Below are 16,977 nucleotides of genomic sequence, written 5' to 3'. Positions count from 1 at the left end.
AAGCCCTGCGCCGCCTCAAAACGTCTAACTCATTGAAACTCAAGGAGTTTTCCGTTTCGACTGCGCCGGAAGTGGGGCGAATTATAGAGACTCAGAATCTGCCGTCAAGTCCTAATTTTGCTTTTCTATCAATACGTTGCAACACACCGGATAAAACGCCGCTTGCCAAGCTCTTCTATATAGAAATAGAAGAAATTTTCAAAGCACGCCCGCTTCCTTGAAAGCAGCCACCGTCGCCTCATCCAACCCCAGCACCCGCTGCAACACCTCCAGCGTATGTTCCCCCAACAAAGGAGGCGCCCGGTGGTATTCCACCGGCGTCCTGGACAAGCGAATCGGGCTGGCCACCTGGGGCACCTTACCGGCCAACGCATGAGGCAGCTCCATCGCCAGTCCGCGAGCCTGCACCTGTGGATCGGCAAACACCTGCGCCAGATCATTGATCGGCCCACAAGGCACACCGGCCCGCTCCAACTGAGCAACCCATTCGGCAGTGGTCTTGAACACCGTCGCTTGGCGAATCAGCGGGATCAGCACAGCCCGATTCGCCACCCGCTGCTTGTTCGTTACGAAACGAGGGTCATCAGCCCACTGCGGTTGACCGGCAACTTCAGCAAACTTGCGGAACTGACCGTCATTGCCCACGGTAAGAATGAAGTCACCGTCAGCCGTAGGAAAATCCTGATAAGGCACGATATTGGGATGAGCGTTGCCCAACCGCTTCGGCGCATTGCCCGTCGTCAGGTAGTTCATCGCCTGGTTGGCCAGGCAAGCCACTTGAACGTCCAGTAATGCCATGTCGATATGCTGCCCTTCACCCGCCTGGTCGCGGTGAGCCAACGCCGCCAGGATGGCAGCGGTCGAATAGAGCCCCGTGAGGATATCCGTCAGCGCAACCCCCACCTTCACCGGCCCCGCGCCTTCATCACCTTCAGGCCGACCGGTGAGACTCATCAAGCCCCCCAGGCCCTGGATCATGAAGTCATAACCGGCGCGCTTGGCATAAGGACCGGTCTGGCCAAACCCGGTGATCGAGCAATAGATCAACCGCGGATTGATCGCCTTCAGCGAGTCATAATCCAGACCATAAGCCGCGAGCCCGCCAACCTTGAAGTTCTCGATCAGGATATCGGACTTGGCCGCCAGCTCCCGCACCAGGTTCTGCCCCTCGGGCCGGGTGAAGTCGATGGTGACCGATTGCTTGTTGCGATTGGCAGATAGGTAATAAGCCGCCTCGGTCGTATTTTCGCCCCGTCCATCCTTCAGGAAGGGCGGCCCCCAGGCACGTGTGTCGTCGCCATTGCCCGGGCGCTCGACCTTGATGACCTCGGCTCCCAGGTCCGCCAGGATCTGGCCTGCCCACGGCCCGGCCAGGACTCTCGATAAATCCAGTACCCGCAGGTGCGATAGCGCGCCCATGGCCGTCCTCCTATTAATAGAACGCCTGGATACCGGTTTGCGCACGACCGAGGATCAGCGCATGAACGTCGTGGGTGCCCTCATAAGTGTTCACCACTTCCAGGTTCACCAGATGACGGGCAATGCCGAACTCATCGGAAATGCCATTGCCACCCAGCATGTCCCGCGCCATACGAGCGATATCCAGGGATTTGCCGCAAGAGTTGCGCTTCATGATCGAAGTGATCTCCACCGCCGCCGTACCTTCATCTTTCATACGCCCCAGACGCAGGCATCCTTGCAGGGCGAGGGTGATCTCAGTCTGCATGTCGGCCAGCTTCTTCTGGATCAGCTGATTAGCCGCCAGCGGGCGACCAAACTGCTGGCGATCCAGCGTGTATTGGCGGGCGGTGTGCCAGCAGAATTCGGCGGCGCCCAAGGCACCCCAGGCAATGCCATAACGCGCCGAGTTCAGGCAAGTAAACGGACCTTTCAGGCCGCGTACATCCGGGAAGATGTTTTCTTCCGGGACAAACACGTTATCCATGACGATCTCGCCAGTGATCGAAGCACGCAGCCCGACCTTGCCATGAATGGCCGGCGCGCTCAGGCCCTTCCAGCCTTTCTCCAATACAAAGCCCCGGATATCACCGGCGTCGTCCTTGCCCCAAACGACAAACACATCGGCAATCGGACTGTTGGTGATCCACATCTTGCTGCCCGTCAGGCTGTAGCCACCTTCGACTTTGCGCGCACGGGTAATCATCGCGCCCGGGTCGGAACCATGGTTCGGCTCGGTCAGACCGAAGCAACCGATCCATTCACCAGAAGCCAGCTTCGGCAGGTACTTCTGCTTCTGGGCCTCGGTGCCAAACTCGTTGATGGGCACCATGACCAGCGACGACTGCACGCTCATCATCGAGCGGTAACCAGAGTCAACGCGCTCCACTTCCCGAGCGATCAGGCCATAGCTGACGTAATTCAAGCCACTGCCGCCGTACTGTTCAGGGATGGTTGCGCCCAAAAGCCCCACTTCACCCATCTCACGAAAGATCGCCGGGTCGGTTTTTTCATGACGGAACGCTTCGAGCACCCGTGGCGCAAGCTTCTGCTGGGCGAATTGCTCGGCAGTGTCGCGGATCATGCGTTCTTCTTCGGTGAGTTGCTGGTCCAGCAACAGTGGATCGATCCAGTTGAAGCTCGCTTTACCGGCCATGAAAAAATCCTCGCCAATCAAATGAAAAATCGTGGATTGATCCTAGGCGCGGTTTCCTACGAGGGCAAACGACGATTCCGCATGTGCTTGTGCTAATTTCTCACTCCGTAAACAGCAAAAGCCCTGTTTATAACAACGATCAGTGAGGTCACCGTACATGCGCCGCAAGATCCCCAGCACTGCCGCACTGGTCAGCTTCGAAGCCGCGGCACGCCATGAAAGCTTCACCAAGGCCGCACAGGAGCTTTCTCTCACCCAAGGGGCGATCTGCCGACAGATCGCCAGCCTGGAAGACTTCCTCAGCGTGGAGTTGTTTCGACGCTCGCGGCGTGGCGTCAAACTGACTGAGGCCGGCCTGTCCTATAGCCGCCGGGTTGCCACTCAGTTGGATGCCGTAGAGCGCGATACGCTTTCGGTGATGGGCCACACCGGTGCGAACGTGATCGAGCTGGCCGTGGTTCCCACGTTTGGAACCCAATGGCTGTTACCGCGCCTGAAGGACTTCCAGCAGCAACATCCGGAAGTCACCGTCAACCTGACCAACCGCACGCGCCCCTTCCTGTTTGCGGACACGGACTTTGACGCGGCCATTTATTTCGGCGACGCGGACTGGTCCGGTACCGAATCCCACAAACTCATGGGCGAAAACCCCATGCCAGTCTGCAGCCCTGCGCTGCTGGGCGAGCGCAACGACCTGACACCACAAGCCATCGCCGAGCTGCCCCTGCTCCAGCAGACCACCCGCCCATATGCGTGGAGGCAGTGGTTCAACGCGCAAGACCTGAACGTTGCGCGCGACCTGACAGGCCCGCGTTATGAACTATTCTCCATGCTTGCCCAGGCAGCCATGCACGACATGGGAATAGCCTTGATTCCGCCCTTCCTGATTCAGCGGGAGCTGGCGGAAAAACGCTTGGTTATTGCCAACAGCAATGCGCTATCGAGCATCAAAGCCTATTACCTGATGATCCCGGAACGAAAGGTCGAATCCGCGTCCCTGCGGGCTTTTCGTGACTGGCTGATAGGCCAGGCCAAAGCCTATCTGCTTGATTAATAAAGGAATCATACATAACCGACTCTGGTAGTAAGCTAATAAAAAGCGCTACAGATATAAGTTTTTGTCGCAATCAGTCAATTTGTGTAGAAATCAGTACAGTAGTCTCAGAAGCGTTCAAATACGTGGCTTTGCGCCATATCGCCCCATTCATCACGGCTCATTCATCTGGCCGATGGGAAAATTTATCAATTTGAGCCTGAATCCGTGAAAGGCACGGCCTGCAAGGGCTAAGGACCGATAATTGCGACATTCGGTCACAGGGTGACTTGTAGTTAATTTTTCGTCACCCGTCATAATCCCTTGAAGGGCTGTATTTTCGCCTGCAAAATGCCGCGCCCCGCCTGATTCGGCGGGATCGTGCTGATCCGCCGCCCCAACCGCACCATCCGAAGTGCATGGGTTTACTCAATAAGATCACGCAGGAGATTTGACGTGCACATTGGTGTTCCTCTCGAAACCCAGACAGGTGAAACACGGGTTGCTGCCACCCCGGAAACCATCAAGAAGCTGATCGGCCAAGGTCATAAAGTCACTGTTCAAAGTGGCGCGGGTCTCAAGGCCAGCGTTATCGACAGTGCCTATGAAGCCGCAGGCGCGACCATTGGCAGCGCCAGCGAGGCGTTCGGAGCCGAACTGATCCTCAAGGTGGTGGCTCCCAGCGATAGCGAGCTGACGCTGATCAAGAACGGCACCGTTCTGGTGGGCATGCTCAATCCGTTCAACAACGAAACCATCGCCAAGCTGGCCGAATGTGGCATCACCGCCTTCGCCCTCGAAGCAGCGCCACGCACCTCCCGCGCCCAGAGCCTGGATGTGCTGTCGTCCCAAGCCAACATCGCCGGCTATAAGGCTGTGTTGCTGGCCGCTCACTACTATCCACGCTTCATGCCGATGCTGATGACGGCGGCGGGTACCGTGAAAGCGGCGCGCGTGCTGATTCTCGGTGCAGGCGTGGCCGGGTTGCAGGCGATTGCCACGGCTAAACGCCTGGGCGCGGTGATCGAGGCTTCGGACGTGCGTCCGGCGGTGAAGGAACAGATCGAATCCCTCGGGGCCAAGTTCGTCGAAGTGCCTTATGAAACCGATGAAGAGCGCGAATGCGCCGTCGGTGTCGGCGGCTACGCTCGCCCCATGCCCGCAAGCTGGATGCAGCGCCAGGCCCAGGCGGTGCACGAGCGCGCCAAGCAGGCTGACATCGTCATCACCACCGCGCTGATCCCCGGCCGCAAGGCACCGACCTTGCTGAGCGCCGAAACCGTGGTACAGATGAAACCCGGCTCAGTGGTCATCGACCTCGCGGCAGCCCAGGGCGGTAACTGTCCGCTGACCGTGGCCGATCAGGTCGTGGTCGAGAATGGCGTGACCATCGTCGGCCCGACCAACCTGGCCGGCGAAGTCGCCGCCGACGCTTCGGCGCTGTACGCCCGTAACCTGCTGGACTTCCTGAAGCTGGTCTTCACCAAGGAAGGTCAGTTCGACGTGAACCTGGAAGACGACATCGTCGCCGCGTGCCTGATGTGCCGCGACGGCCAGGTCATCCGCAAAAACGCCTAAGCAGGGATTCAGACAATGGAAGAGCTTATCTCCCCCGGTATCTACAACCTGATCATCTTCGTGCTGGCGATTTATGTCGGTTACCACGTGGTCTGGAACGTAACGCCTGCACTGCACACACCGTTGATGGCAGTGACCAACGCCATTTCGGCGATCGTGATCGTCGGTGCGATGCTCGCCGCCGCGCTGACCGTGACACCACTGGGCAAGACCATGGGCACCCTGGCCGTGGCCCTGGCCGCAGTCAACGTATTCGGTGGCTTCCTGGTGACGCGCCGCATGCTCGAGATGTTCAAGAAAAAAGCCCCGAAAGCAAAAGAAGAGGCGCCCAAGTAATGAGCATGAACCTGGTAACGACGCTGTACCTGATCGCGTCGATCTGTTTCATCCAGGCCCTCAAGGGCCTGTCGCACCCGACCACGTCCCGTCGCGGCAACCTGTTCGGCATGCTCGGCATGGCACTGGCGATCGCGACTACCGTGGGCCTCATCTATAAGCTGGGGGCCGAGCTTGCCACCGCCGGCATTGGTTATGTCATCGTCGGGCTGCTGATCGGCGGCACCGCCGGTTCGATCATGGCCAAGCGTGTCGAGATGACCAAGATGCCCGAACTGGTAGCGTTCATGCACAGCATGATCGGCCTGGCGGCGGTGTTCATTGCAGTTGCTGCCGTCGTCGAACCGCAATCCCTGGGCATCGTCAAGCAACTGGGCGATTCGATTCCGGCCGGTAACCGCCTGGAGCTGTTCCTCGGCGCAGCCATTGGTGCAATCACCTTCTCCGGTTCGGTGATCGCCTTCGGCAAGCTGTCGGGCAAGTACAAGTTCCGCCTGTTCCAGGGTGCGCCGGTGCAGTTCGGCGGCCAGCACAAGCTCAACCTGATCCTGGGCCTGGCGACACTGGGACTTGGCGTGACGTTCATGGTCACCGGCAACTTCGGCGCGTTCGCCCTGATGCTGGCCCTGGCATTCGTGCTGGGCGTGCTGATCATCATCCCGATCGGCGGTGCGGACATGCCGGTGGTGGTGTCGATGCTCAACAGCTATTCGGGTTGGGCGGCGGCCGGCATCGGCTTCTCGTTGAACAATTCGATGCTGATCATCGCCGGCTCCCTGGTGGGCTCAAGCGGTGCGATCCTCTCGTACATCATGTGCAAGGCCATGAACCGCTCGTTCTTCAACGTGCTGCTGGGCGGCTTCGGCAACAGCGCCGATGCGGCAGGCCCGGCCGGTTCGAAAGAAGCGCGGCCAGTGAAGTCGGGCTCCGCGGATGACGCAACGTTCCTGCTGACCAACGCCGACACTGTCATCATCGTGCCGGGCTATGGCCTGGCGGTAGCGCGGGCGCAGCATGCCTTGAAAGAGCTGACTGAAAAGCTCACCCACCATGGCGTGACCGTGAAGTATGCGATCCACCCGGTAGCCGGTCGCATGCCCGGGCACATGAACGTGTTGCTGGCCGAGGCTGAAGTGCCTTACGACCAGGTGTTCGAGATGGAGGACATCAACTCCGAGTTCGGCCAGGCCGACGTGGTCCTGGTGCTCGGCGCCAACGACGTGGTCAACCCGGCGGCGAAGAACGATCCGAAATCGCCGATTGCCGGCATGCCGATCCTCGAGGCCTTCAAGGCCAAGACCATCATCGTCAACAAGCGCTCCATGGCCAGCGGCTATGCCGGCCTGGACAACGAGCTGTTCTATCTGGACAAGACCATGATGGTGTTCGGTGACGCCAAGAAAGTCATCGAAGACATGGTCAAAGCCGTGGAATAACGCTTTCTGCTTCACTAAAACGCCCCGACTTGTCGGGGCGTTTTGATTTGTATCAAGGCCCGACGTTACCGATCCGGTAATGATGTTTTGCCTGAAACCCCCGTAATAGACGCCTTAAATGCGACTTTTGTCGCGGGTCGGGTACGGCGCGAATTCACTAGACTGCGCATCCATGCTCCCAGCCCGAGAAAACACTCCATGTACCGTGACCGCATTCGCCTGCCTTCGTTATTGAATAAAGTGATGAGCGCTGCCGACGCCGCCTTGTTGATCGAGGACGGCATGACTGTCGGCATGAGCGGCTTCACCCGCGCCGGTGAAGCGAAAGCGGTCCCTCACGCCCTGGCCGAGCGCGCCAAGGTCAGTCCGCTGAAAATCAGCCTGATGACCGGCGCAAGCCTGGGTAACGACCTCGACAAGGAGCTCACTCAAGCCGGCGTGCTGGCGCGGCGCATGCCGTTCCAGGTCGACAGCACGTTGCGCAAGGCGATCAACGCCGGCGAGGTGATGTTCATCGATCAGCATCTTTCGGAAACCGTCGAGCAACTGCGCAACGCCCAGCTCAAGCTACCGGATATTGCCGTGATCGAAGCCGTTGCCATCACCGAGCAAGGCCACATCGTCCCGACCACATCAGTGGGCAACTCCGCCAGCTTTGCCATCTTCGCCCGACAAGTGATCGTTGAAATCAACCTGGCTCACAACCCGGACCTGGAAGGGTTGCACGACATCTATATCCCGACCTATCGCCCAACCCGCACACCGATTCCCTTGGTGAAGGTCGACGACCGTATCGGCAGTACCGCCATCCCGATTCCGCCGGAAAAAATCGCCGCCATTGTCATCACCGACCAGGGCGACTCGCCGTCAACCGTCACACCACCGGACAGCGACACCCAGGCCATTGCCGATCACTTGATCGATTTCTTCAAGCGCGAAGTCGCGGCCGGGCGCATGACCAACAAACTTGGCCCGCTGCAGGCCGGTATCGGCAATATCGCCAACGCTGTGATGTGCGGGTTGATCGATTCGCCCTTCGAAGAGCTGACCATGTACTCCGAAGTCCTGCAGGACTCCACTTTCGACCTGATCGACGCCGGCAAACTGAGCTTCGCCTCAGGCAGCTCCATTACGCTGTCGGGCCGGCGCAATGCCGATGTGTTCGCCAACCTGGAAAAGTACAAGGACAAATTGGTCCTGCGGCCGCAGGAGATTTCCAACCATCCTGAAATCGTCCGCCGCCTGGGCATCATCGGCATCAACACCGCCCTGGAGTTCGACTTGTATGGCAACGTCAACTCCACCCATGTCTGCGGCACACGAATGATGAATGGCATCGGCGGCTCGGGAGACTTCGCCCGCAACGCGCACCTGGCGATTTTCGTGACTAAGTCGATTGCCAAGGGGGGCGCTATCTCCAGCGTCGTCCCCATGGTCAGCCACGTGGACCACACCGAACATGATGTCGACATCCTGGTTACCGAGGTCGGCCTGGCCGACCTGCGAGGCCTGGCACCGCGGGAACGGGCGCGGATGATCATCGACCATTGCGTGCATCCGACCTATCGCCAGGCCCTGAATGAGTACTTCGAAGCGGCGTGCGCCCTGGGTGGGCATACGCCGCACATCCTGCGCGATGCGTTGAGCTGGCACCTGAACCTGGAGGAAACCGGACGCATGTTGGTCGTTTGATACAGCTGGATCAGCGCTACAGCAAATACAGTTTTGGTCGATCAACGGCTTACGATCAATAGTGACGAAAACTGTACTGCTGTACCGGTGTTTTTCTGTCGACTTTTCTCACGCAACACCCTCTTCAGGCCAAAAACGCACCAATATGGAGCGCATAGGTACAGTTGCCTTAATATTGACCAGTACACCACCCTTTAACAGTTAACTGGTCGCGCACAATACAGGAGAACTGTATCTACAGAGTCTGGCCAAACGAGAGGATCATGGGCACCAGTTAAAGTTAAACCACTACCTAATCCCGCCATAAGCGGAAGGATGTCAACCATGGAACGTACACTCAGTTCCGAGCTGTTTTTCGAAGACAACGCTGCAAAAAACCAGGCTTCCCTGCCTCTTCGCGTAATCGCCAACCTGATGTTGTGGCAGCGCCGCATTGCCAGCCGCCATCAACTGGCTCGCCTGGATGCTCGCCTGCTGGCAGACGCCGGTATCAGCGAAGCACAACGCTACGAAGAGCTGAGCAAGCCGTTCTGGCGCTAACTCAGCGTCGCTGGCCCTGACCCAACGGGTCCACCGCCAGCACTGAATTGAACAAACAAGACCCGTCGCGGGAAACCGCGACGGGTCTTGTCGTTCCAGGGCTCTGAATCAACGCCCAGCCACGAACAATTACAGTTTTATATTTTTTAATTTCAATAGGTACAGTTTTGATTTGCGGCACTTCGAGAGTGGGCGCTCTTTATCAGAGCTGTCCTACGCCGCGATCTGACTTACTATCCAAGCGAACGTGGCGAAGCGAGTCGAACAGGCGTCTCCTCTCAGCTACAAGAATCGGTATTCACACATCCAAGGAGTTTCATCATGATCCGTCTTCGTCTGCTCAGCGCTGCAACCCTGCTGGCCGTAGCCGCCCATGCCAACGCCAGCAGCTTCATCGTCACCACCGATTCCCTCGTAGGGGCGCTCAAGGCCACGTCCGATGCAACCTCCGATGCGACCTCGTCGCTGCGGGACAATAAAATCGTCCAAGCGGCCCGTGACGATGCCGCCAGCTTCGTGGCCAGCGAAGGCGCCATCCGTGGTGTGAAACTGGAAAGCGCCCTGGATTTCATCCGCCAGCAGGCCCCTCAGTTGAATGCCACCGATGCCCAGTTGGCCCAGGCGATCCTGGTGATCTGATCAACATGAAACATCGGGTGGATGAAGGTATCCCGATGTTTCAGCGCTGGCTCTGGCCCGGCGGTTTGCGCTAGCCTTCAGGTTCGCCATCAACCGTCGAGTGCCATGCGTTTTACCTCAGATCTGCCTATCGCTTTGTTCCTGGTCGCTGCCTGCTGGTCCGTTTCGGCTCATGCCTTCGATGTATCCACTCAACAGGTGGTGATCAGTGGCTATGCCACGAGCATGGTGACCTCCGCGCCCTTCGACCATAAACTGATCGTCGCCGCTCGCGATGACGCAGCGGCATTCGTTGCCAGTGACGGGCAGTTGCGAGGCGCACGACTGGAATCGGCCCTGGCTTATCTACACCAGACCCAGCCAAAACTTCATGTCAGCGACCTTGAACTGGCACAGGCAATTCTCGTCCAATAGTTATCCCTACTTTCCGGAGTCGTTCCATGCGTAGCCCGCTGATTGCTGCCGCCCTAGGCCTGCTGGTATTGGCCGATGTGGCCCAGGCCCATACCCTGGTAGCCACCAGTAACATCATCGTTCGCGCCTCGCAGCGCACGATCGATTTCACCTCCGATACCACCACTTCCATCCGTGATTCGAAAGTTGTCCGCGAAGCCCATGACGACGCCGCCAGCTTCGTCGCCAGCAACGGTGAAATCCGTGGTGCTCACCTCGAGGCGGCCTTCGACACCTTGCGTACCCGCGTGCCGGAAGCCCGCGATGCCAGTGACCAGGTCCTCGCCGAAGCCATCCTCGCATTGTGAGGCTGCTCGCCGCCTGGCTGGCGGCCGGGGTCCTGCTGCTCATGGGCGGTACTGCTCAGGCCGGCCTGCGACTGCACCTCAATGGCGAAGGCCTGAGCTCCGCGCAGCAGCAGGCTAGTCAGGCGCTGCTCGATGAAGCCATGGCGGCCTTGCCGCCGCGCTTCATCGAACAATTGGACCGTCGTATCGATGTCGGCTGGACCGACCAGATGCCAGCCAACGCGTATGGCCAAGCCTCGCTGGTGTCGCAGCTCGACCTCAACAGCAATCTGCTCGACAGCCTCACGGACGGCAGCGCCGCTACGCAAAAGACTCACCGTCCCCACGGCACCGTGCGCCGGGAAATGCTCGCCACCGTCCTGCATGAACTGACTCACATCTATGACCGCGCGCGTTTATGGCCGGATGCCGAGCGTGCGTTGATCCAGCGCTGCACACGACGCAACAACAGCGCCGGGCTGATCGGCCTTCCGGATGAATGCCGGGGTCAGAACGACCGCCGCTTTACCCTCAGTGATGATCCCCGCCTGCTGGACCTCGCTGGCTGGCCACAGTACGTCGGCCGTCGCGGTGAACGGGAGCAGCACAACCGCCAGGTCGCCCGCAGCCCGGACCTCTACGAGACCAGCAGCCCCAAGGAATTCGTCGCGGTCAACATGGAGTACTTTCTCCTCGACCCGAGCTATGCCTGCCGACGGCCCGCGCTGTATCGCTATTACCGGGAGCACTTTGGTTGGGCCCCGCCCGCCAAGGATACCTGCGCCAAATCGTTCGCCTTCCTCAATGCCGGCAACGACTTCGCCAGGACGCCACTGGGCAAGGTCGATCCAGAACGGGTCTACGCCATCGACTACCTGTTGGCCGAAGCCAATCAGAACTGGGTCAGCCGCTGGGGCCACAGCATGCTCCGCTTGGTGATCTGCGCACCCGGCCGGCCGCGTGGGCCGGATTGCCGGCTGGATCTGGATCAACACCTGGTGCTGTCGTATCGCGCCTTCGTGGGTGATGTGCAACTGTCGAGTTGGGACGGGCTGGTGGGCAAATACCCGTCACGCCTGTTCGTACTGCCGCTGGCCCAGGTGATCGATGAATACACCAAGACCGAACTGCGCAGCCTCGCATCCGTGCCGCTGAACCTGTCACGGACCGAAATTGAGGAAACCGTCGAACACGCTGCCGAAATGCACTGGAGCTACGACGGCAACTATTACTTCCTGTCCAATAACTGCGCGGTAGAGAGCCTGAAGCTGTTGCGCAGCGGTAGCAATAACGAACAACTCAAGGGTCTGGACAGCATCATGCCCAACGGTTTGTTGGAAGTGCTCAAGGGACGCGGCCTGGCGGATACCAGCGTGCTGGATGACCCCAAGGAAGCCCTGCGCCTGGGCTACCAATTCGATTCGTTTCGCGATCGGTATCAGGCGATGTTCGATGTGCTGAAGAAGTACCTGCCGATCAAACAGCAGACGGTGGAAGACTGGCTGGCCCTGGACGCCGCCGAGCGACGTGTCTGGTTCGAACAGGCTGACCTGCGCACCAGCGCGGCATTGTTGCTGCTGGAACAGGCCAGTTATCGCCGGCAATTGCTGCTGGCCCAGGATGAGGTGAAACAACGCTACCTGGGTGCCCGCGAATTGCAGAACGGCGGCATGGAAAGGGCCAACGCAACGCTGCAACAGATCCTCGCCAACAGCGGTTTCCTGAGCCGTCCCGCCGAGTTGCTGGCCAGCAGCGGCTACGGGTTGCCACAACCCAGCGAGTGGCAGCGACTGGAATCGGAAAGCAGCCTGCGCCAGAAACAGCTCCAAACACTGACGGGCGATCTGGACAAGGAAGTCCGGGCTCTGCTCGAGCCAAGCCGCGCCGCCGAAATCGCCGCGAGCGAGGCGAACGTCAAGGAACTGGGCGAGCATCTGCGCAAGCTGCACAAGGCAGGGGGTGGGTTGGAGTTGCCCTGACAGGACCTCTATCGTTTGTGGCGAAGGGATTTATCCCCTCGCCACAAAAAGCAGGACTGGGAAACCATTGCAGATCATTTCATGCATGACAAAAAAGGGGTTCAGAACCAAATTCTGAACCCCTTTTTCATTATCAGCAGGTTGACCCGGTCACTCAACTCACGCGCGCATTACGCACACCGTCAGCCAGGGCGGCGCACAGGCTCAGCACGCCGTCCACCGCCTGCTCCGACGTCTCGGCGCTGGCGATATGGTCGATCAACGCCGAGCCGACCACGACGCCATCGGCCAACCGGGCAATGGCCGCGGCCTGCTCCGGCGTGCGGATGCCGAAACCGATGCTGATCGGCAAATCGGTGTGACGACGCAAACGCGCGACGGCTTCTTCCACATGCTCCAGCGTCGCGGCACCGGCGCCGGTCACGCCCGCCACCGACACGTAATACACAAAGCCCGAACTGCCGTTGAGCACGGTCGGCAACCGCACATCATCGGTGGTCGGTGTGGTCAGGCGGATGAAATCCAGGCCCGCCGCCTGGGCCGGATCGCACAGCTCGCCGTTGTGCTCGGGCGGCATGTCCACCACGATCAGGCCGTCAACGCCGGAATCCAGCGCCGCACCAATGAAGCGTTGCACACCATAACGATGGATCGGGTTGAAGTAGCCCATCAACACCAGGGGTGTCTCGCTGTTGTCCTTACGGAACTCACGAACCATCTGCAGGGTTTTCGCCAGGTTCTGTTGGGCACCCAGCGCGCGGATGTTCGCCAACTGAATCGCCGGGCCGTCGGCCATCGGATCGGTAAACGGCATGCCCAGCTCGATCACATCGGCACCGGCCGCCGGCAGGCCCTTGAGGATTGCCAGCGACGTGTCGTAGTTCGGGTCGCCGGCGGTCACGAAGGTCACCAGGGCAGCGCGGTTCTGTTGCTTGAGTTCGGCAAAACGGGTTTGCAGGCGGCTCATCAGTGTTTCTCCTGCTGGGACTGTTCCATGTGGTGCATCACGGTTTGCATGTCTTTGTCGCCACGGCCGGACAGGTTGACCACCATCAGGTGATCCTTGGGCAGGTTCGGTGCGCGCTTGAACACTTCAGCCAGGGCATGGGAGCTTTCCAGCGCAGGAATGATGCCTTCCAGGCGGCAGCATTTGTGGAAGGCGTCCAGCGCTTCGGCATCGGTGATCGAGGTGTACTGGACGCGACCGATGTCGTGCAACCAGGCGTGTTCCGGGCCGATACCCGGGTAGTCGAGGCCGGCGGAAATCGAATGGGCGTCGATGATCTGGCCGTCGTCGTCCTGCAACAGGAAAGTGCGGTTGCCGTGCAATACACCGGGGACGCCACCATTGAGGCTCGCCGCGTGCTTGCCGGTTTCGATGCCGTAGCCAGCTGCTTCGACGCCGATGATGTCGACGCTCTTGTCGTCCAGGAACGGGTGGAACAGGCCCATCGCATTGGAACCACCGCCGATGCACGCCACCAGGCTGTCCGGCAGGCGGCCTTCCTGGGCTTGCAGTTGATCGCGGGTTTCCTTGCCGATCACCGCCTGGAAGTCACGCACCATGGCCGGGTACGGGTGCGGACCGGCCACGGTGCCAATCAGATAGAACGTACTGTCGACGTTGGTGACCCAGTCGCGCAGGGCTTCGTTCATGGCATCTTTCAGCGTGCCGGTACCGGCGACCACCGGAATCACTTCGGCACCGAGCAATTTCATGCGAAACACGTTGGCCTGTTGGCGTTCGATGTCGGTGGTGCCCATGTAGATCACGCAATCCAGGCCGAAACGTGCGGCCACGGTGGCGGTAGCCACGCCGTGCATACCGGCACCGGTCTCGGCGATGATGCGTTTTTTGCCCATGCGCCGCGCCAGCAGGATCTGACCGATGCAGTTGTTGATCTTGTGGGCGCCGGTGTGGTTCAGCTCTTCGCGCTTGAGATAGATCTTCGCGCCGCCACAGTATTCAGTCAGGCGCTCAGCGAAATAGAGCGGGCTCGGACGACCGACGTAGTCCCGCTGGAAGTAAGCCAATTCCTCAATGAACGCAGGATCTTCCTTCGCCACTTCGTATTCGCGGGCCAGATCGAGGATCAACGGCATGAGGGTTTCGGCCACATAGCGGCCGCCGAACGCACCGAACAGGCCGTTGGCGTCGGGGCCGCTGCGCAGGTTGAAAGGGGTCGTAGGCTGGGTCATGGGAACGCTCCAGGCAAATGCGTGAGAAGACAATGAGGCTCACTCTACCCCTGACATCTCGCCCTGAAAACCGATAAGATCGCCACAACCTGTCAGGAAAACTCACAGATACCATGAGCCACGATCTCCCACCGCTCAACGCCTTGCGTGCCTTTGAAGCCACCGCTCGCCTGAACAGTGTAAGCCAGGCGGCCGAACAGCTTCACGTCACCCATGGGGCCGTCAGCCGACAGTTGAAGGTGCTGGAGGAACATCTCGGTGTCAGCCTGTTCGTCAAGGATGGGCGCGGCCTTAAACTCACAGATGCGGGCATGCGCCTGCGCGATGCCAGCGCCGAGGCTTTCGAGCGCTTGCGTACCGTCTGCGCCGAGCTGACCCAAAGTACGGCGGATGCGCCGTTTGTGCTGGGCTGTTCGGGCAGCCTGTTGGCACGCTGGTTCATTCCTCGCCTGGGCCGGCTCAATGCCGACCTGCCAGACTTGCGCTTGCATCTGTCCGCCGGTGAAGGTGATCTAGACCCCCGACGCCCGGGGCTGGACGCTTTGCTGGTCTTTGCCGAGCCGCCCTGGCCGGCAGACATGCAGGTGTATGAGTTGGTCAGCGAGCGGATCGGCCCGGTCATGAGCCCTCATTACGCCGGTTTCGTCGGCCTGAAATCCGCCCCGGCCAGCGCGCTGCTGGGCGAGCCGTTGCTGCATACCACATCGCGCCCACAAGCCTGGCCGACCTGGGCACGGCAGAACCACCTGGAACCCCAGGCGCTGAAGTTCGGCCAAGGATTCGAGCATCTGTATTATTTGCTGGAGGCGGCTGTGGCAGGGCTGGGCGTGGCGATCGCGCCCGAACCGCTGGTGGCCGAGGATGTGCGTGCCGGGCGCCTCGTCGCGCCATGGGGTTTCGGTGAAACCCCGGCGCGACTGGCGCTGTGGCTACCCAAGCGCGCCGCGGACGGCCGCGCCCGGCAGTTGGCCCAGTGGCTCAGGCATGAGCTGAGCCAACCGACTCAGTCGCCGCGTTTGCACAGCAGATAAGCGGCCAACAAACCCAGGGCCCCGACGGCGACTCCGGCGGTGGTCCACGGGTGTTCTTGAGCGTAATCGCGCGTGGCGAGCCCGGTTTCACGGGTTTTTACCTTAACCTCTTCATACGCATCGCTGAGCAGATGACGGGAATGTTTCAACGCATTTTCGGCGTTCGCCTTGAGCGACTTGAGGGTCTTACGCGACTCGTCCGAAGCGTCGTCCTTCAGGCTTTCCAACGACTTGAGCAGATTCTCGATCTCCGCTTCCATGCTTTGCAACGAGGCTTTACGTAACGAATTGCTGGCCATGGTGGCTCTCTCCTTCAGTGGTTGAGTGCGTGTGAAAGTTGGGACTCCAGCCGTTTCTGAAAGTGCAGTAAATCTGAACTTCAGCGCGTGAACGGCACCACACGTAAGGCGAAAAATCGCTGCTAGGCTCTTTGTAGCCAAGCGGCTAGACAACCTAAGGAGAACGTCATGACTGATCATCACACGTACAAAAAGGTCGAGCTGGTCGGCTCGTCTCCCACCAGCATCGAAGACGCCATCAACAATGCCCTGGCCGAAGCCAGCAAAAGCCTCAAGCACCTGGAATGGTTCGAAGTCACCGAAACCCGCGGGCATATCGAGAATGGCCGGGCCGCGCACTTCCAGGTGACCCTCAAGGTCGGGTTCCGGATTGCAAATAGCTGAGGGCGCTTGGAACTTGCACGCTGGCGGAGTGCCATAGGAATGGCGATGCGCTATCCGGCGAGTGCATCCGTCCTGTTTAATACCAGCCTTACTGATCCGACCAAGGAGTGCGAGCGATGAAAAAGTTGATGGTTGCTGTGGGTTTGCTGAGCCTTGCGGGTTCCGTGTTTGCCGCCGCCAAGCCCTGCGAGGAGCTGAAAAGCGAAATCGCAGCGAAGCTCGATGCCAAGCACGTGACGGGCTATTCGCTGGAAATCGTCGATAAAGGTACGGCGAGTGACGGAAAGGTCGTTGGTACTTGTGAGGGTGAGACGAAGGAAATCGTTTACAAGAAGCCCTGATCCATTGTGGGAGGGAGCTTGCTCCCTCCCACAATGATCCACCAGCTCCAAGTAATACAACACATCGTTTTTCATGAAGGCGAATAAGCCTGTTCCGCCTTGCGCCAGCATATGGACACGGACAGCCGATATTCCC

The 16,977-nt window shown here is 59.7% G+C and carries 18 protein-coding genes; 13 read left to right on the top strand and 5 right to left on the bottom strand.

The features are described from left to right. Positions 1-198: 198 nt before the first annotated feature. Positions 199-1,419, bottom strand: a complete 1,221-nt coding sequence (locus tag LOY67_RS00665) for a CaiB/BaiF CoA transferase family protein (protein WP_265065490.1) — start codon at positions 1,417-1,419, stop codon at positions 199-201. 13 nt (positions 1,420-1,432) lie between these two features. Continuing rightward, the gene (locus LOY67_RS00660; RefSeq protein ID WP_265065489.1) at positions 1,433-2,614 is read right to left on the bottom strand and encodes an acyl-CoA dehydrogenase; all 1,182 of its coding nucleotides are present in this window, start codon (positions 2,612-2,614) and stop codon (positions 1,433-1,435) included. A gap of 157 nt (positions 2,615-2,771) precedes the next feature. Between LOY67_RS00660 and LOY67_RS00655 the strand changes: the two genes are divergently transcribed. The 10 genes from LOY67_RS00655 to LOY67_RS00610 all read left to right on the top strand — a co-directional run bounded on the left by LOY67_RS00655 (position 2,772) and on the right by LOY67_RS00610 (position 12,587). Continuing rightward, positions 2,772-3,668: a LysR family transcriptional regulator gene (locus LOY67_RS00655; RefSeq protein WP_265065488.1), complete on the top strand. Its 897-nt coding sequence runs from the start codon at positions 2,772-2,774 to the stop codon at positions 3,666-3,668. Between the two features lie 435 nt (positions 3,669-4,103). Continuing rightward, entirely contained in the window at positions 4,104-5,225 is a 1,122-nt protein-coding gene (locus LOY67_RS00650) for a Re/Si-specific NAD(P)(+) transhydrogenase subunit alpha (protein WP_265065487.1), read from the top strand. Positions 5,226-5,240: 15 nt separating this feature from the next. Next, positions 5,241-5,561 (top strand): NAD(P) transhydrogenase subunit alpha, encoded by a 321-nt coding sequence (locus LOY67_RS00645; RefSeq protein ID WP_003220416.1) that lies wholly within the window; start codon positions 5,241-5,243, stop codon positions 5,559-5,561. Continuing rightward, positions 5,561-6,997, top strand: coding sequence for an NAD(P)(+) transhydrogenase (Re/Si-specific) subunit beta (locus tag LOY67_RS00640; RefSeq protein ID WP_265065486.1), 1,437 nt, complete (start codon positions 5,561-5,563; stop codon positions 6,995-6,997). Before LOY67_RS00645 ends, LOY67_RS00640 begins: the two co-directional genes overlap by 1 nt. Positions 6,998-7,195: 198 nt before the next feature. Beyond that, positions 7,196-8,689, top strand: a complete 1,494-nt coding sequence (locus tag LOY67_RS00635) for an acetyl-CoA hydrolase/transferase family protein (protein WP_265065485.1) — start codon at positions 7,196-7,198, stop codon at positions 8,687-8,689. A 324-nt stretch (positions 8,690-9,013) separates the two neighbouring features. After that, positions 9,014-9,229 carry a DUF1127 domain-containing protein gene (locus LOY67_RS00630; RefSeq protein ID WP_024778486.1) on the top strand — a complete coding sequence of 72 codons (216 nt, stop codon included), beginning with the start codon at positions 9,014-9,016 and terminating at the stop codon, positions 9,227-9,229. A gap of 321 nt (positions 9,230-9,550) precedes the next feature. Beyond that, positions 9,551-9,868: a DUF2388 domain-containing protein gene (locus tag LOY67_RS00625; protein ID WP_265065484.1), complete on the top strand. Its 318-nt coding sequence runs from the start codon at positions 9,551-9,553 to the stop codon at positions 9,866-9,868. A gap of 105 nt (positions 9,869-9,973) precedes the next feature. Next, complete coding sequence (locus LOY67_RS00620; protein WP_265065483.1) at positions 9,974-10,282, top strand: DUF2388 domain-containing protein; 309 nt, start codon at positions 9,974-9,976, stop codon at positions 10,280-10,282. 26 nt (positions 10,283-10,308) lie between these two features. Continuing rightward, the gene (locus LOY67_RS00615) at positions 10,309-10,629 is read left to right on the top strand and encodes a DUF2388 domain-containing protein (RefSeq protein ID WP_092167636.1); all 321 of its coding nucleotides are present in this window, start codon (positions 10,309-10,311) and stop codon (positions 10,627-10,629) included. Further along, complete coding sequence (locus tag LOY67_RS00610) at positions 10,626-12,587, top strand: DUF4105 domain-containing protein (RefSeq protein WP_265065482.1); 1,962 nt, start codon at positions 10,626-10,628, stop codon at positions 12,585-12,587. Before LOY67_RS00615 ends, LOY67_RS00610 begins: the two co-directional genes overlap by 4 nt. A gap of 154 nt (positions 12,588-12,741) precedes the next feature. On the opposite strand, the gene trpA is transcribed toward LOY67_RS00610, so the two are convergent. Together trpA and trpB are read right to left on the bottom strand one after the other, a co-directional pair. Continuing rightward, positions 12,742-13,554 (bottom strand): tryptophan synthase subunit alpha, encoded by an 813-nt coding sequence (trpA, locus tag LOY67_RS00605; protein ID WP_265065481.1) that lies wholly within the window; start codon positions 13,552-13,554, stop codon positions 12,742-12,744. Beyond that, positions 13,554-14,786, bottom strand: coding sequence for a tryptophan synthase subunit beta (gene trpB / locus LOY67_RS00600; protein WP_041024238.1), 1,233 nt, complete (start codon positions 14,784-14,786; stop codon positions 13,554-13,556). The genes trpA and trpB overlap by 1 nt, the downstream gene beginning before the upstream one ends. 113 nt (positions 14,787-14,899) lie before the next feature. Between trpB and LOY67_RS00595 the strand changes: the two genes are divergently transcribed. Further along, complete coding sequence (locus LOY67_RS00595; protein ID WP_265065480.1) at positions 14,900-15,817, top strand: LysR family transcriptional regulator; 918 nt, start codon at positions 14,900-14,902, stop codon at positions 15,815-15,817. On the opposite strand, the gene LOY67_RS00590 is transcribed toward LOY67_RS00595, so the two are convergent. Continuing rightward, entirely contained in the window at positions 15,790-16,116 is a 327-nt protein-coding gene (locus LOY67_RS00590; protein ID WP_024778479.1) for a DUF883 family protein, read from the bottom strand. The genes LOY67_RS00595 and LOY67_RS00590 overlap by 28 nt on opposite strands. 168 nt (positions 16,117-16,284) lie before the next feature. Here LOY67_RS00590 and LOY67_RS00585 point away from each other — a divergent pair, with 168 nt between their 5' ends. Both LOY67_RS00585 and LOY67_RS00580 read left to right on the top strand, forming a co-directional pair. Further along, a complete protein-coding gene (locus LOY67_RS00585; protein WP_041024236.1) occupies positions 16,285-16,500 on the top strand; it encodes a dodecin in 216 nt (71 codons plus the stop codon). A 116-nt stretch (positions 16,501-16,616) separates the two neighbouring features. Further along, positions 16,617-16,841 carry a DUF1161 domain-containing protein gene (locus tag LOY67_RS00580; RefSeq protein WP_265065479.1) on the top strand — a complete coding sequence of 75 codons (225 nt, stop codon included), beginning with the start codon at positions 16,617-16,619 and terminating at the stop codon, positions 16,839-16,841. Positions 16,842-16,977 lie beyond the last annotated feature (136 nt).

The sequence above is a fragment of the Pseudomonas sp. B21-056 genome (assembly GCF_026016325.1).
In the GTDB taxonomy this organism is placed as follows: domain Bacteria; phylum Pseudomonadota; class Gammaproteobacteria; order Pseudomonadales; family Pseudomonadaceae; genus Aquipseudomonas.
This window is presented reverse-complemented; position numbering and strand designations above follow the sequence as displayed.